The sequence below is a fragment of the Lelliottia sp. RWM.1 genome, from assembly GCF_016859735.1.
GTDB lineage: Bacteria > Pseudomonadota > Gammaproteobacteria > Enterobacterales > Enterobacteriaceae > Enterobacter.
Genome location: NZ_WLVC01000020.1, coordinates 22328 through 37028 on the forward strand (window position 1 = coordinate 22328; position 14701 = coordinate 37028).

15 protein-coding genes are annotated in these 14701 nt (G+C 53.0%); 5 read left to right on the forward strand and 10 right to left on the reverse strand.

Annotated elements, in window-relative coordinates:
• Positions 1-32: 32 nt before the first annotated feature.
• From GF617_RS27140 to GF617_RS15080, 3 genes are read left to right on the forward strand one after another with little or no spacing between them, the layout of a single operon-like run.
• On the forward strand, positions 33-980 hold the full coding sequence (locus GF617_RS27140) for a YadA family autotransporter adhesin (protein ID WP_203452008.1): 948 nt from the start codon (positions 33-35) through the stop codon (positions 978-980).
• Between the two features lie 58 nt (positions 981-1038).
• The gene (locus GF617_RS15075) at positions 1039-1866 is read left to right on the forward strand and encodes an OmpA family protein (RefSeq protein ID WP_203452009.1); all 828 of its coding nucleotides are present in this window, start codon (positions 1039-1041) and stop codon (positions 1864-1866) included.
• Positions 1867-1871: 5 nt separating this feature from the next.
• Complete coding sequence (locus GF617_RS15080; protein WP_181621382.1) at positions 1872-2849, forward strand: hypothetical protein; 978 nt, start codon at positions 1872-1874, stop codon at positions 2847-2849.
• Between the two features lie 40 nt (positions 2850-2889).
• Here the strand turns inward: GF617_RS15080 and rhtC are convergent, their stop codons facing one another.
• The 3 genes from rhtC to pldA form a co-directional block, all read right to left on the reverse strand.
• On the reverse strand, positions 2890-3510 hold the full coding sequence (gene rhtC / locus GF617_RS15085) for a threonine export protein RhtC (protein WP_181621383.1): 621 nt from the start codon (positions 3508-3510) through the stop codon (positions 2890-2892).
• A gap of 61 nt (positions 3511-3571) precedes the next feature.
• Entirely contained in the window at positions 3572-5401 is a 1830-nt protein-coding gene (recQ, locus tag GF617_RS15090; protein WP_203452010.1) for an ATP-dependent DNA helicase RecQ, read from the reverse strand.
• 90 nt (positions 5402-5491) lie between these two features.
• A complete protein-coding gene (pldA, locus tag GF617_RS15095) occupies positions 5492-6361 on the reverse strand; it encodes a phospholipase A (protein WP_181621386.1) in 870 nt (289 codons plus the stop codon).
• A 164-nt stretch (positions 6362-6525) separates the two neighbouring features.
• Between pldA and yigI the strand changes: the two genes are divergently transcribed.
• The gene (gene yigI, locus GF617_RS15100) at positions 6526-6993 is read left to right on the forward strand and encodes an acyl-CoA thioesterase YigI (RefSeq protein ID WP_181621388.1); all 468 of its coding nucleotides are present in this window, start codon (positions 6526-6528) and stop codon (positions 6991-6993) included.
• A gap of 52 nt (positions 6994-7045) precedes the next feature.
• Complete coding sequence (gene rarD / locus GF617_RS15105; RefSeq protein WP_181621389.1) at positions 7046-7942, forward strand: EamA family transporter RarD; 897 nt, start codon at positions 7046-7048, stop codon at positions 7940-7942.
• 43 nt (positions 7943-7985) lie between these two features.
• Here rarD and corA read toward each other — a convergent pair whose 3' ends face one another.
• The 7 genes from corA to dapF form a co-directional block, all read right to left on the reverse strand.
• Positions 7986-8936: a magnesium/cobalt transporter CorA gene (gene corA / locus GF617_RS15110; protein WP_181621390.1), complete on the reverse strand. Its 951-nt coding sequence runs from the start codon at positions 8934-8936 to the stop codon at positions 7986-7988.
• A gap of 149 nt (positions 8937-9085) precedes the next feature.
• A complete protein-coding gene (gene ysgD, locus GF617_RS27530; RefSeq protein WP_375290399.1) occupies positions 9086-9331 on the reverse strand; it encodes a YsgD/CorL family protein in 246 nt (81 codons plus the stop codon).
• Complete coding sequence (gene uvrD, locus GF617_RS15115) at positions 9292-11454, reverse strand: DNA helicase II (RefSeq protein ID WP_181621392.1); 2163 nt, start codon at positions 11452-11454, stop codon at positions 9292-9294. The genes ysgD and uvrD overlap by 40 nt, the downstream gene beginning before the upstream one ends.
• Positions 11455-11532: 78 nt before the next feature.
• On the reverse strand, positions 11533-12249 hold the full coding sequence (yigB, locus tag GF617_RS15120; protein WP_181621393.1) for a 5-amino-6-(5-phospho-D-ribitylamino)uracil phosphatase YigB: 717 nt from the start codon (positions 12247-12249) through the stop codon (positions 11533-11535).
• Complete coding sequence (xerC, locus tag GF617_RS15125) at positions 12249-13151, reverse strand: tyrosine recombinase XerC (protein ID WP_181621394.1); 903 nt, start codon at positions 13149-13151, stop codon at positions 12249-12251. Before xerC ends, yigB begins: the two co-directional genes overlap by 1 nt.
• The gene (locus tag GF617_RS15130) at positions 13148-13855 is read right to left on the reverse strand and encodes a DUF484 domain-containing protein (protein ID WP_181621395.1); all 708 of its coding nucleotides are present in this window, start codon (positions 13853-13855) and stop codon (positions 13148-13150) included. The genes xerC and GF617_RS15130 overlap by 4 nt, the downstream gene beginning before the upstream one ends.
• Positions 13852-14676, reverse strand: coding sequence for a diaminopimelate epimerase (gene dapF / locus GF617_RS15135; RefSeq protein WP_203452011.1), 825 nt, complete (start codon positions 14674-14676; stop codon positions 13852-13854). Before dapF ends, GF617_RS15130 begins: the two co-directional genes overlap by 4 nt.
• Positions 14677-14701 lie beyond the last annotated feature (25 nt).

Sequence of the window (14701 nt, forward strand, 5' to 3'; positions counted from 1 at the left end):
TCGCCGGAACATCACCGAAAGGCACAGTCAGTGTGGGCAGTGAAGGCAATGAACGAACCATTACCAATGTTGCTGCGGGACGAATCAGTGCAGACAGCACCGATGCCGTAAACGGCTCACAGCTGTATGCCACGAATCAGGCGATTGAAAGCATCAACACTAACATGTCGCAAATTAGCAATAGCGGCGTGAAGTATGACGTGAATGCCGACGGCACAACCAACTACAACAAAGTCACAATGGCCGGTGATGCTTACGACGAGTCGACTCACACTGGCGGAACCACCATCACAAACGTAGCAGATGTGGTCAATGCCAGCGATGCCGTGAACAAGCATCAACTGGATGTGGTGAATCAAAACGTCACCAATATCGCAGAAGGCAAAGACGGTATGTTCCAGGTGAACAATACCAGCAACCTGCCGAAGCCAAAACCAACAGGCGAAAACGCGATTGCAGGGGGTGCAGGTGCAAGCGCCAGCGGTAATAACAGTATGGCGATAGGTACGAGTGCAACCTCCACCCACACCAATTCTGTCGCACTGGGTGCAAATTCCGTTACCGATCGTGATAACAGTATTTCTGTTGGCTCTGCAGGAAGCGAACGTCAAATCACGAATGTGGCAGCAGGTACAGCAACCACCGATGCCGTCAACGTAGGTCAGTTGAAGCAAGGTATCAACAACGCTAACGCCTATACCAACAGCAAATTCAACGATCTGAAAAATATGATTTCCGATCAGGACGACAAGCTGAGTGCCGGTATTGCAGGCGCAATGGCAATGGCGGGACTGCCTCAGCCTTATGCGCCAGGCGCGAGCATGTTCAGCATGGCTGGCGGCACATATGGCGGTGAGTCAGCCGTCGCAATGGGTGTCTCCACCATCTCGGATAACGGCAAATGGGTCACCAAATTGTCAGGCTCAACCAACAGTCAGGGTGATGTTGGTGGTGCTGTTGGCATCGGTTATCAGTGGTAAGTCGAACCTAACTATCATCCCCGGCCGCGAATGCCGGGGATACTGAAGAGAAAACGTAATGAATTATAGTAAATACACTCGTCTGGCATTATTGGTTGGCGGCCTGGCACTCTTATCCGGCTGTACCCGTTCCATTAGTAATGTCACCTCAGAAGGGAAAACGAATGCACCGGTATTCCCTGACAAATCAGATGCCGTTCGGGCTGAAGGCAGTTTTGTGAATGTGGACAATCTCAAACAGATGCGCCACGGGTTAACCAAAGCGCAAGTTTATGAGCTGATTGGCGTTCCGCATTTTGACGAAGGTGTTCTGCACGTGAAGGAGTGGGATTACATTTTCAACTTCACAATGGCTGATAAATCCGTCCGCACCTGTCAGTACAAAGTGCTGTTTGATTCTGATATGAAAGCACAGAGCTTCTTCTTCCTGCCCGAAAATTGCCTGACACCTCAGGCCGCCATCAAACCTGCTGCAGTAGCTCCCGTCACAGCAAGCCCTGCACCTGTGCATAAAGAGTTAAGTGCCGAAAGCCTGTTCGCATTCGGCAGCGCTAAACTGAGCGCGGACGGTGTGGCTCAAGTCAACCAACTGGCAAATGAGCTGAGTGACGACGTGCTCAGCGGCAATCAACTGATTGTGACGGCCTACACCGATCGTATTGGCAAACCGGCCAGCAACCTTGCGCTTTCTCAGGCTCGCGCGGAATCCGTCAAAACACTTCTGGTTGAGAATGGCATACCGGCTAGCCACATCATCACCAAAGGAATGGGCGATGCGATGCCGCGAGTGAATTGCCCAGGGAAAACCTCCCCGGCAGTGATTGAATGCCTGGCTCCCAATCGTCGTATGACGCTGGACATTGTGGCAGATCGTTCAGGTAAGTAATGGATATGCGCATAACTCATATCATCAAGACCGCCATTGGCGGTCTTTCTTTGCTGGCTTCAGCCTCTGGCTTCGCGGCATCAGAAAACTTGCCCGTCAATTACGTCAGTATTCCGGCCTATAACCTGATTACCGATACCTTGTTTAATTTGTCGCCAATGGAGGCGGGTAAACGCAATCCATTTTTGATGAGTCTGGTTTGCGACCTTGCACGGGGTGATATTTCACAACAAGACGTTGCCCAACGCCTGAGCCATGAAAAGATTGATCCTCAAAAACTGATGCAAACCGGCACGATAGGTGTCCTGATCCTCATGGGAGAACCGTCTGACCGCCAGCTTGCTTGTGCGGCTTATCTGGCGACATCACTGTTTTTACCCACCAATACAGCGGCCTATTTCCGGAAAGTGGAACAGATTGTGCCTGTTGAAGGACAACCGAAAGAAAAGCAGGAGAAATCGAGCTGGCTTCCCTGGAAGTCATCGAAAGAACAGACGCCAGCCCCGCAGGAGGTGAAGAAAGAGCAGACTGTTTTTAATCAATCCCGGTTTATACAGGATAAAAAAAACCAGCTTGCAGTCGCTCGTGCAACCGCACAACTGTACGGTGTTATAGCGCAAAACATACCGAATAAAGTCGCTGTAGATTGGGCAACCCGGCAACAACAGATAACAGAGATTGCCAGGTTATATGCAGGCGACTATCTGAAGTCTGTTACCAGCTTTTACAACGCGGACGTCAAAAACCCACTCACGCTGGAGCAAATCACCCGCAGTGGGTATAGCGTGCGTAATTCTACTGGTCACAGGATTGTTAAAACGGGCGACGAGATTCAACTCTTTTATCAGGGTGTAGTCTGGTTGGGTAATGGCATGATTTTGGGCAAAGACTATTTTGTCGATATCACGTTATTCCCCGCTACCACAAAACGGGTTGCTGCGCCTGTGGTCAGAACAGGCGCCGCGACGACAAAGAAAAAATAACATCCAAAGCAGGGTGCTCTAACTACAGAGCTCCCTGCTTTTAGCGAGAAATAATGAGATGAATACCGAAGCCAGCAAACAGTGCACCGGCAAAGCCGTCAATCCACTTTGCCAGACGCTGATAACCACGACGCATTGATGGTAAGGCAAACAGGCTTGCCACCACGGTAAACCAGGCGAAGGTTTCCAGAACAATCAGCAAGAAAATGCCCCAGCGCGCACCCGCACCGACATCGTCTCCCACAAACAGTGAGAACACAGAGCCAAAGTAAATAATGGCTTTCGGGTTCGCGAGATTCGTCAGCAAACCTTTAACAAAGCTACGCCCCGCAGTTGCCAGCTCAACTTTCGGCTCGGCAACGGTATTTTCTTCTTTCTTGAGCGCCCCGCGCAGCATCTGGTAGCCCATCCAGCACAGATACAGACCACCACCGACCATAATGATGTTATGCAGCCAGGCCATCTTCGCGAGGATCAGGTTAAGACCAAGCAACGCAACGGCTGCCCACACCATGACGCCCATAGTGATACCGAGCACACCCATCATCGCCTCTTTACGAGAACGACTAACAGCCGTTTGCGATACGAAGAAAAAGTCAGGTCCAGGGCTCATCAGCGCAACGATATGCACCAACGCCACAGTGAGGAATAGCATTAACATAATTAACTCGCGGGGAAATAATACAGTGAGTCACCATCCTGGCACTTTTTCGCCGGACTGACTACTCCTCATCATCACCATCCGCGTGAGAGCGGATAAGCGCCATAAATTCTTTACCAAAACGTTCCAGCTTACGTGTACCAACACCGTTAACACTGAGCATTTCACTGGCGCTCAGCGGCATTTGCTCAGCCATTTCGATCAGCGTTGCGTCGTTGAACACAACATAAGGAGGGATATTTTCTTCGTCGGCGATAGCCTTGCGCAGCTTGCGCAGCTTGGCAAACAGCTTGCGGTCGTAGTTACCACCGTAAGACTTCTGCATCACACGCGGTTTCAGCGCAATCACACGCGGTACGGCAAGCTTCAGCTCGATATCCCCCCGCAGCACCGGACGCGCGGCCTCAGTGAGTTGTAATGCCGAGTGCTGGGCAATATTTTGCGTGGCAAAGCCGAGATGAATGAGCTGGCGAATGATACTGACCCAATGCTCATGGCTTTGATCTTTGCCGATGCCGTAGACAGGCAACTTATCGTGGCCCATATCGCGAATACGCTGGTTATTCGCACCTCGCAGCACTTCCACCACATAGCCCATCCCGAAGCGCTGATTAACGCGATAAATGGTGGAAAGCGCTTTGCGCGCATCCATTAGCCCATCATATTGCTTAGGCGGATCGAGGCAAATATCACAGTTACCGCAAGGTTCATGGCGGCCTTCACCGAAATAATTGAGCAGAACCAGACGACGACAGGTTTGCGCTTCAGCAAACGCGCCCATCGCGTTGAGCTTGTGGCGCTCGATATCCTGTAACTGGCCCTGGGGTTTCTCTTCCAGGCAACGACGTAACCACGCCATATCCGCCGGATCGTAAAACAGCATGGCTTCAGCAGGCAGGCCATCGCGCCCGGCACGCCCGGTTTCCTGGTAGTAGGATTCGATGTTCCGGGGAATATCAAAGTGCACCACAAAACGCACATTGGGTTTGTTGATGCCCATCCCGAAAGCCACCGTCGCAACGACAATTTGCAGGTCGTCGCGCTGGAATTTCTCCTGCACATCGGCACGGATATGGTTTTCTAACCCGGCATGGTACGCCGCAGCGCTAAAGCCACGGTTTTGCAGACGCGCGGCTGTGTCTTCCACCTTTGCGCGGCTGTTGCAGTAAATGATGCCAGACTTACCACGTTGTTCCTGAACGTAACGTAAAAGCTGATCCAGCGGCTTAAATTTTTCCATCAGCATGTAGCGGATGTTTGGACGGTCAAAACTACTCACCTGAATGAAAGGATCGTTCAACCCAAGCAGGCGAACAATATCAAGGCGAGTCGTGTCGTCCGCGGTTGCCGTCAGCGCCATGAAAGGCAGCGCCGGGAAACGCTGACGCAATTGACCTAATGCGGCATATTCAGGACGGAAATCGTGCCCCCATTGCGAGATACAGTGCGCTTCATCAACTGCCAGCAACACTGGATTCCAGTGCGCCAGATGCTCAAGGAAGTTGTCCAGCATCAGACGTTCAGGCGCAATGTACAACAGGCGGATCTGTCCAGTGCGGCAACCCGCCATCACCTCTTGCTGCTGTTCACGAGTTTGTGTGGAGTTCAGGCAAGCCGCCGCAACACCGTTGGCGAGCAGTTGATCCACCTGGTCTTTCATCAGCGAGATAAGCGGGGAAACCACGACCGTGAGGCCGTTAAGTACCAGCGCAGGAACCTGATAACACAACGACTTTCCGCCACCGGTTGGCATAACCACCAGGCAATCACGGCCTTCCAGCACGGTTTCAATGATGGTTTCCTGGCCAGGGCGGAACTGCTGATAGCCAAAGGTTTCATGCAAAACCTGTTTAGCCAGCGACTCCTGATTCAATACTTCCGCCTGCGCCACGTTAACCCCATATGCCAGAAATAAAACAGGCGCTATTTTCAGCGCCTGAGAGAGAAACTTCAACGTTTAACGCAAAAACATTCGAGGGGTCTAGAAAATATCGTTCAGCATCACGCCCACACCGACGCGGGTTTGATTGAAGTTGTAATCAATCAGTGACTCGCCATAGCCGCTATATACCTGCGTATAGAGACGCACATGCTTACTGACTGGATAGCTTAAGCCCACTTCCGCACCACCGTAGCCCGTGTTCCAGTTATATTGTCCCTTCGCACTGAGCACCGCATCACCTAGCTGGTAGCCAATTTTAAGCTGGTAGTATCCCATGTATTTGGTGATATCCGGGTTGTCATCGGTATCGCCAACCACGTACCAGGGCTTAACTTCCACCATCCAGTTGCCGTTTTGCGCCATCAAACGAGTATAGAGACGGTTCCAGCTTCGGGAAGTCGGGTCCGCGCGACCGTTAGAATCATGGTTGAAGCCCATTTCAACGTCGCGTAGCGTCCAGCCGGCAAACTCGTAATCTGTCGCAAACCCGAGGAAGAGCTGCGGTTCGTAGTTAGTTTCACGGAACGGCGAGGACTCCCCGCTGTTAGAAAGCTGCCACCAGGACTTTTGCGTATACGATGCTCCCAGCACCGAATTTGGCCCTAAAATACCGCGCCAGAATGGAAAAGCCAGGCTCAGCTGATACTTCACTTCATCTTTACGCGCATTATCAGACCAGTTATAGGAGCTAATCGCCTCTTTGTTGATGTCACTGGTCCAGGTGTAGAGCAGATAGTTGGTGTCATACGGGTAGAGCGTGAACGGATTGTCATGCTCCTGAAGAAGGTTGGCGATGATACTGCCATGTACGTCTGGCGTATCGTGGACCTCTTTTACTGTCGCTTCCTGCGCATATGCTGTGAAGGGCAGCGTAATCGCCACCAGTAACCAACCCAGATACGTCCGCATCGGTGGTGTTCTCCTGAAAAACAAATAAAGCCATGAATAGTTATATGGCGGACATTCTACAGACTTCCGCACCAACTTCCGCCTCCTGGTTTCTGAAAGTGGAATTCCTTATGCTTGAGGCATAAAATCAACATTTTATTAACAATAAAAGGACGCCACTTCTCATGTCAGCCACGCTTACCGCTGAAGAAGCACTAAAACTCGTGGGCGAGATCTTTGTTTACCATATGCCGTTTAACCGCGCGCTGGGGCTGGAGCTGGAACGCTACGAAAAAGCCTTTGCCCAGTTAAGTTTTAACAACCAACCGATGATGGTGGGAAACTGGGCGCAAAGTATTTTGCACGGTGGCGTGATTGCCTCCGCCCTGGATGTTGCGGCAGGGCTGGTTTGCGTGGGCAGTACACTGACGCGCCACGACACGATTAATGAAGATGAACTACGCCAGCGCCTGTCCCGTATGGGGACCATTGATTTACGCGTCGATTATCTTCGTCCAGGACGGGGAAATCGCTTTACAGCAACCAGTAGCCTGTTGCGCGCGGGTAACAAGGTTGCCGTCGCCCGTGTCGAATTGCACAACGAAGAACAGGTCTATATCGCCAGCGCAACCGCCACTTATATGGTGGGTTGAGACGGCAAAATCGGGTAAAGTGACTGCACTTTCTTGTAATGGATTTTTCCCGATGGATGCTAAACAGACGCGGCAGGGCGTATTACTCGCCCTTGCCGCTTATTTTATTTGGGGTGTCGCACCGGCGTACTTCAAGCTTATCGCTTACGTACCAGCTGACGAAATCCTCACCCACCGAGTTATCTGGTCATTTTTCTTTATGATCGCACTGATGAGCATTAGCCGTCAGTGGTCAGGCGTGAAGACGTTGCTGAAAACCCCGAAGAAGATCTTCCTGCTGGCACTTTCTGCGGTGCTGATTGGGGGAAACTGGTTACTGTTCATCTGGGCGGTGAATAATCACCACATGCTGGAAGCCAGCCTGGGCTATTTTATTAACCCGCTGGTCAATATTGTACTGGGGATGATTTTCCTCGGTGAACGCTTCCGCCGTATGCAGTGGCTGGCTGTTCTGCTGGCCTTCTGTGGCGTCCTGGTCCAGCTCTGGACGTTTGGTTCGCTCCCCATCATTGCACTGGGATTGGCGTTCAGCTTTGCCTTCTATGGTCTGGTGCGTAAAAAAATCGCCGTTGAGGCGCAAACCGGGATGCTATTCGAAACCCTGTGGCTGCTACCGCTGGCAGCAATTTATCTGTTTGGCATTGCTGACAGCGCCACCAGCCATATGGGCAGTAACCCATGGTCTCTGAACCTGATGTTAATGGCGGCGGGTGTGGTCACGACGATCCCGCTGTTGTGCTTTACCGGCGCAGCGACCCGCCTGCGTCTGTCCACCCTGGGTTTCTTCCAGTACATCGGCCCAACGCTGATGTTCCTGTTAGCCGTCATGTTCTACGGCGAAGTGCCGGGGGCGGATAAGATGGTGACATTTGCCTTTATCTGGGCCGCACTGGCGATATTCGTCGCAGATGCGATTTATACACAGCGCAGGGCGCGCAGAGGATTGTAGCGGTGTTGTAGGGCGGGTAAGCACAGCGCCACCCGCCAGATTTTTACAGCCAGTTACGCCGTTTAAAATAGAGATACGGCGCAAGCCCGGCGAGGATCATAAAGATAATCGCGCCAGGGTAACCAAAGCTCCATCTCAGCTCTGGCATAAACTCAAAGTTCATGCCGTAGCTCGACGCCACCAGTGTCGGTGGCAGGAAGACAACAGAGACCACCGAGAAGATCTTGATGATGCGGTTCTGCTCAATGTTGATGAAACCCATCGCCGCCTGCATCAGGAAGTTCACCTTCTGGAACAGGGATTCGTTGTGCGGTAGCAGGGATTCGATATCGCGCAGGATCTCACGTGCTTGTTCCAACTGCCCACCCGGCAAACGCGCCTTACGCACCAGGAAGTTCAGCGCACGCTGGGTATCCATCAAACACAGACGCACTTTCCAGCCGATATCTTCCTGTTCAGCCAGGGTAGACAGGGCTTCATCGTATTCATCGCCCTGATGGCCTTCCATGATGACGCGGCTCAGCTTTTCCAGGTCGCTGTAAATGTTTTCGATTTCATCCGCCAGCTGTTCGATTTTGGTTTCGAACAGATCCAGCAGCAATTCATACGCGTTACCGTCGACCATCGCCTGGTTACGGGCACGCATACGGTACAGACGAAATGCAGGCAATTCGCGCTCGCGCAGAGTAAACAGGCGACCGTCACGAATAGTAAATGCCACGGTGGAGTTACCCGCATGGTCTTCGGCATCTTCAAAGAAGAAGAAGGAGTGAATATGCAGACCGTCTTCGTCTTCAAAAAAACGAGCGGATGCTTCGATATCTTCCAGTTCTGGACGGGTTGCCAGGCTTTGCCCTAGCTCAGATTGTACGCGAAGGCGTTCATCGTCGTCCGGCTCGACCAGATCCACCCATACGGCATCAATGAGGGGCTGTGACTCCTCGGCTTCAAGCCGAGTCAGTCGGTTATTTTCGAGTTGAAATGCGCTCAACATGACCGGGACTCCCAATGCAAAAAATATCGGACAGTTCGGTGGGCACACAGAAACAAATTGGGTTTCAGACCATTAAACAGCCTGACTCAGCGCGACGGGAAAAACAGGTCGCTGACAACCACTAAGGCCATCAGCAAGAGGAGATAGCCTTAGGAGTTGTTCCTGGTTGACAGGGAATTGAGCCAGTATCTACTGGGTGTGTCCAAGGCGAATGTCCTCTTAGCGTAATCGTGCGCGCATGTTACGCCAGCAATAATAGCGGCGTCAACACGCAACGAAACGCTGAAGGGCATTAATTGACCTTCAGCATATAAGGCTAGCAGAATATTACAAAATAATGATATTTTTCTGAAAGTTAGACTGTTTCCAGTCGGGCGTAGGCTGCCACCAGCCATTTGATACCTTGCCCCTGAAACGCCACTTGCAACCGGCTATGCTCGCCGCTGCCCTCCAGATTCACGATAGTGCCTTCACCAAATTTCGCATGGCGAACGCGCTGGCCCAGCTTGTAACCGGTATCGTTTTCCGAGACAGGCGTTCCCATCCGCTGATGGTTTACCGGGCGGCTAATACTGGCACGCAGACGCACCTCTTCCACGCACTCTTCCGGCAGCTCGCCGATAAAGCGTGATGGGCGATGATAGACCTCTTTGCCGTATAAGCGTCGGGTTTCCGCATAGGTCAGCGTCAGCTTCTGCATCGCACGGGTTACACCCACATACGCCAGGCGACGTTCTTCCTCCAGACGCCCACCTTCATCCAGCGACATCTGGCTTGGGAACATCCCTTCTTCCATTCCGACGATAAACACCTGCGGGAACTCCAGACCTTTAGCCGAGTGCAGCGTCATCAACTGCACCGCATCCTGCCAGGTATCCGCCTGCCCTTCTCCCGCTTCCAGCGCAGCGTGAGAGAGAAACGCCTGTAACGGCATCAGGTCTTCGTCTTCTTCGTTGTAGCTGAACTGGCGCGTTGCCGTCACCAGTTCCTCTAAGTTTTCGATACGCGTCTGGCCTTTCTCGCCTTTTTCTTGCTCATACATCGTACGCAGACCGGAATCTTTCACGACCCGGTCGGTCTGGACATGTAACGGCATATCGGCGGTTTCTTGCGCCAGCGCATCGATAAGCTCAAGGAAACGTTGCAGTGCACTGGCAGCCCGTCCAGCCAACGCTTTTTCCTGCAATAGCTCACGACATGCCTGCCACAGCGTGAGCTGACGATCACGGGAGGCCTGACGCACCACGTCCAGCGTTCTGTCGCCAATGCCGCGGGTCGGCGTATTCACTACGCGCTCAAACGCCGCATCATCATTGCGATTGGCAATCAAACGCAGGTAAGAAAGCGCATCCTTGATTTCCTGACGTTCGAAGAAGCGCATACCGCCGTAAATACGGTACGGCATGCTGACCTGCAACAAGGCCTCTTCCAGCACACGCGACTGGGCGTTGCTGCGGTAGAGGATCGCACACTGTTCCAGCGCACCACCGTTGTCCTGCCAGGTTTTGATGCGATTCACGACGAAGCGGGCTTCATCGAGCTCGTTGAACGCACAATAGATAGAGATCGGCTCACCGTCGACGCCATCAGTCCACAGTTTTTTGCCCAGACGCCCATTGTTGTTTTCAATCAGGGCGTTTGCGGCGCTCAGAATATTGCTCGTCGAACGGTAGTTCTGCTCCAGACGAATGGTTTCTGCGCCAGGGAAGTCTTTAAGGAAACGCTGGATGTTTTCGACCTGCGCACCGCGCCAGCCATAAATTGACTGGTCATCATCGCCGACAATCATTACCTTGCCGGTATCACCTGCCAGCAGGCGGATCCACGCGTACTGAATGTTGTTGGTATCCTGGAATTCATCGACCAGGATATTGGTGAAGCGCTCGCGATAGTGCTGAAGAATGTGTGGCTTGTTGAGCCACAATTCATGCGCCCGCAGCAGCAACTCGGCAAAATCCACCAGACCTGCGCGATCGCAGGCTTCCTGATAGGCCTGATAAACCTTCTGCCAGGTCTGCTCGACCGGGTTACCAAAGCTCTGAATATGGTGCGGACGCAGCCCTTCGTCTTTCTGACCATTGATGTACCACATGGCCTGGCGCGGCGGCCATTGCTTCTCATCCAGGTTCATCGCCTTGATGAGACGCTTAAGCAAACGCAGTTGGTCTTCGCTGTCGAGGATCTGGAAATCCTGCGGCAAATTCGCGTCCATATGGTGCGCACGCAGTAAACGGTGCGCCAGCCCGTGGAACGTGCCGACCCACATACCGCCCTGGCTTGTTCCCATCAGTTGGGCAATACGGTGGCGCATTTCCGCCGCCGCTTTGTTGGTAAACGTCACCGCCATAATGGAATATGGCGAACAGTTTTCCACGCTTTGCAGCCAGGCGATGCGGTGAACCAGTACGCGTGTCTTACCACTGCCCGCCCCGGCCAGCACCAGCATGTTGGTGCGCGATGCGGCAACCGCTTCACGCTGTTTATCATTAAGGCTGTCGAGCAGGTAAGAAACGTCCATTGGCACCGCCAGAAGTCATCTGCCCGGCAGCACTTTTTCTGCCGGACATACTGTTAATTTATACAATACTGCTGGTGATTATATCAGCGTGGTGAGGGATGCCAACCGCGAAATTTCGACGTGTGGCAGCAGGCGGCTATCATTGGCTTGCATCAGATCGGCGTTTTCTGGTTTGATCCAGCACGCCTGCATTCCACAGCGAATTGCACCGGCGACGTCTGTCGTCAGGTCATCGCCGACGTGGAGGATCTTTCCAGGCGTCAAGGCGAGCTTTTCCGCCGCCAGATGGTACATATCGTTAAATGGCTTCGCACGTCCGTCAGGGCCAGCACGCAGGACAAATTCAAAGTAGTCACCCAGGCCAAACAGCTCTGGCTGGGCATTACCGTTGGTAATCGCCACCAGCGGCCATTTTTCGGCAAGCTTTGCCAGTGTGTCGTGGGTTTCCTGCGGCACATCGATACGGCTACGCCATTTAGCAAAGTTCTCCATCGACGCTTCTGCACCAATGGCAGCATCGTGCGCACTCATGCCGGCGTTTAACATCGCTTGTTCAACCGCACGACGACGCCACTCTGTGACATCATGATAAATATCCGGCTCCGTTTCACGCAGCGCCTGGCGTAAACGCTGAAAGTCTTTGTTTTGCATCTCTTTCAATGCCGGATGATAGTTCTGCACAAACGCCAGCGATTCCTGTTCGGTACGCAGGATCACCTGGCGGTTGTCATAAAGAGTGTCATCAAGGTCAAACGTTAGTGCTGAAATCTGACCTAATGGGCGGTAAAAACGCATTATTTCCCCCGTTTGGCGCGTGGATGCGCCGCGTCATACACCGAGGCGAGGTGTTGAAAGTCTAAATGGGTATAGATTTGAGTCGTGGATAAATTGGCATGGCCCAGCAACTCCTGTACACCACGCAGATCGCCACTCGACTCAAGCATATGGGTCGCAAAAGAGTGGCGCAGCTTGTGGGGATGAACATGGCTGTTCAGCCCTTGTTTGATGCCCCATTCGGCAAATCGTTTCTGCACATTACGCGCAGAGATCCGCTTACCGAGTTTCGACAAAAAGAGTGCATTCTCCTCTGCACCAAACAATCCGCGTAAATCCAGCCAGTGTTCGATCCAGGACACCGCATTGCGGCCAATCGGCAAGCGGCGCTCTTTGCTGCCCTTACCCATCACCCACACTTCCCCCGTGTCGAGATCGAGATGTTTAAGATCGAGATTCACCAGCTCCGACAAACGCAGTCCGGCCCCGTACATTACCTCCAGCATCGCCCGATCGCGGACAGCCAGCGGATCGTTCAGATCGATATCCAGCAGCCGATTCACATCGTCCACATCAATATTTTTAGGCAGATGGCGTGGCGCTTTTGGCGTAGCAATACCCTTCGCTGGGTTGGCCTTTAAGCTCCCCTGGCTCACGAGCCAGTCAAAGAAGCTACGCAGTGCAGAAAGACGCAGTGCCAGGCTTGCCGGGCCTAATCCTTTACGCCGGCTACGTACCACAAAAGCACGCACGATCGCAGCGTCACATTGTTGCCAGCTTTTCAGGCCGAGCTCTTCGGCAATCTGCATGATGGCATCAAGCTGACGCTGATAGTTCAGCAGCGTGATCGGGCTGAGCTGGCGTTCAACACCCAGAAAACGCAGAAACCGCGTAACGTCAGGGGTAAGCAGTCCGTCCGTCATATCCGTTCAATCCAGCGCTCCAGTAGCTCAGGCAACATCAGCGCAATTTCCTGCAACAGGTGTGTACCTTGCCCTTGCTCGTAATGATGTGCATCGCGACTGGTGAACAACATAACGCCCAGATCGCCATCTCGCCCCATCAACGACATCGCCACCGAACCTATCGCTTTGGCCTCCGGCAGTACCACCAGCAGTTCGGGACCATTCAATGGCCCAAGATAGTGATGCTCATGGCCCAGACGCTGGATACGCAGCGGCTCAAAGGCCTGACGGCTGATTGCCAGATGGGTGAAACCGGATGGGGCGCCAATACGCCAGCGGTCCGGGAAGAGCCGAAGCGTGGCCCCAGCCAACCCTAGCTCGCGCGCCCAGCGATGGAAACGGCTGAGGAACTCGTCAAGGCTGTGTGCCGACGCCAGACGTGCCTGCAAATGCAGCAGACGATAGAACAGGCTTTCGTTATTACTGGCCTGCTCCATCAATAGCGTCATGTTTTCTTCGAGCTGATTGATATGGTTGCGGGCCCGAGCCATGTGCCATTCGACCAGTGACACCGTTTCGCGAACCGGATGCGGCACGCGCATCTGTTCGACGACGCGTGCATTGCGGATAAAAAACTCAGGATTGCGCAGCAGGTAATCAACAACAGCCCGGTCGTCCAGTTCTGTCACCGTTTCCTGCAGTTCTTCCCCTGGCTGTTTCATAGATGAATAAACCCGTCATAGACATGTGCCGCCGGGCCAGTCATATACAGTGGATGACCCGGTCCTTTCCAGGCGATATCAAGACGACCACCTGGCAATTCCACGCGAACCTCTTCTGCCAGCAACCCCTGAGAGATGCCAACTGCAACAGCAGCACAGGCCCCACTACCACAGGCCTGTGTTTCGCCAGCGCCGCGCTCGTAAACACGCAGACGGATATGCTCGCGTTTCACCACCTGCATGAAACCGATATTAGCTCGCTCCGGGAAGCGTTCATGGCTTTCCAGCACCGGTCCAAGCGTTTCTACCGCAGCAATATCGACATCTTCCACCTGAATCACGCAGTGTGGGTTACCCATTGAGACGACGCCGCACAATACTGTCTGCTCGGCTACACGCATAATATAGGTCTTTTCCGCTTTGTTAGCGCGAAACGGTACGGCTGATGGCTCGAAGTTAGGTTCACCCATGTTCACTCGCACCAGGTCATCGTCGCTCACACTTAACACCATACGGCCATTGGCGGTACTGACACGTATGTCACGCTTATTGGTCAGTCCTTTCAGACGGACAAAGCGGGCAAAGCAACGCGCACCATTGCCGCACTGTGATACTTCACTGCCGTCAGCGTTAAAAATACGATAGTGAAAATCGAGATCGGGATCGTACGGCGGCTCAACCACCAGCAGTTGATCAAACCCTACACCCAGATGTCGATCAGCCAGACGGCGGATCAGCTCCGGGGAGAAAAAGACATTCTGCGTTACCGCGTCGACGACCATAAAATCGTTGCCAAGGCCATGCATTTTAGAGAACTGCATCATTTGCTCCATTGCGCGGTACAGA

Excerpts from the sequence above, each read along its gene's own strand:
- GF617_RS15075 (WP_203452009.1), top strand. The coding sequence starts at position 1,039 with ATGAATTATAGTAAATACACTCGTCTGGCATTATTGGTTGGCGGCCTG.
- GF617_RS15080 (WP_181621382.1), top strand. The coding sequence starts at position 1,872 with ATGCGCATAACTCATATCATCAAGACCGCCATTGGCGGTCTTTCTTTG.
- rhtC (WP_181621383.1), bottom strand. The coding sequence starts at position 3,510 with ATGTTAATGCTATTCCTCACTGTGGCGTTGGTGCATATCGTTGCGCTG.
- pldA (WP_181621386.1), bottom strand. The coding sequence starts at position 6,361 with ATGCGGACGTATCTGGGTTGGTTACTGGTGGCGATTACGCTGCCCTTC.
- yigI (WP_181621388.1), top strand. The coding sequence starts at position 6,526 with ATGTCAGCCACGCTTACCGCTGAAGAAGCACTAAAACTCGTGGGCGAG.
- rarD (WP_181621389.1), top strand. The coding sequence starts at position 7,046 with ATGGATGCTAAACAGACGCGGCAGGGCGTATTACTCGCCCTTGCCGCT.
- corA (WP_181621390.1), bottom strand. The coding sequence starts at position 8,936 with ATGTTGAGCGCATTTCAACTCGAAAATAACCGACTGACTCGGCTTGAA.
- ysgD (WP_375290399.1), bottom strand. The coding sequence starts at position 9,331 with ATGGCTGGTGGCAGCCTACGCCCGACTGGAAACAGTCTAACTTTCAGA.
- uvrD (WP_181621392.1), bottom strand. The coding sequence starts at position 11,454 with ATGGACGTTTCTTACCTGCTCGACAGCCTTAATGATAAACAGCGTGAA.
- yigB (WP_181621393.1), bottom strand. The coding sequence starts at position 12,249 with ATGCGTTTTTACCGCCCATTAGGTCAGATTTCAGCACTAACGTTTGAC.
- xerC (WP_181621394.1), bottom strand. The coding sequence starts at position 13,151 with ATGACGGACGGACTGCTTACCCCTGACGTTACGCGGTTTCTGCGTTTT.
- GF617_RS15130 (WP_181621395.1), bottom strand. The coding sequence starts at position 13,855 with ATGAAACAGCCAGGGGAAGAACTGCAGGAAACGGTGACAGAACTGGAC.
- dapF (WP_203452011.1), bottom strand. The coding sequence starts at position 14,676 with ATGCAGTTCTCTAAAATGCATGGCCTTGGCAACGATTTTATGGTCGTC.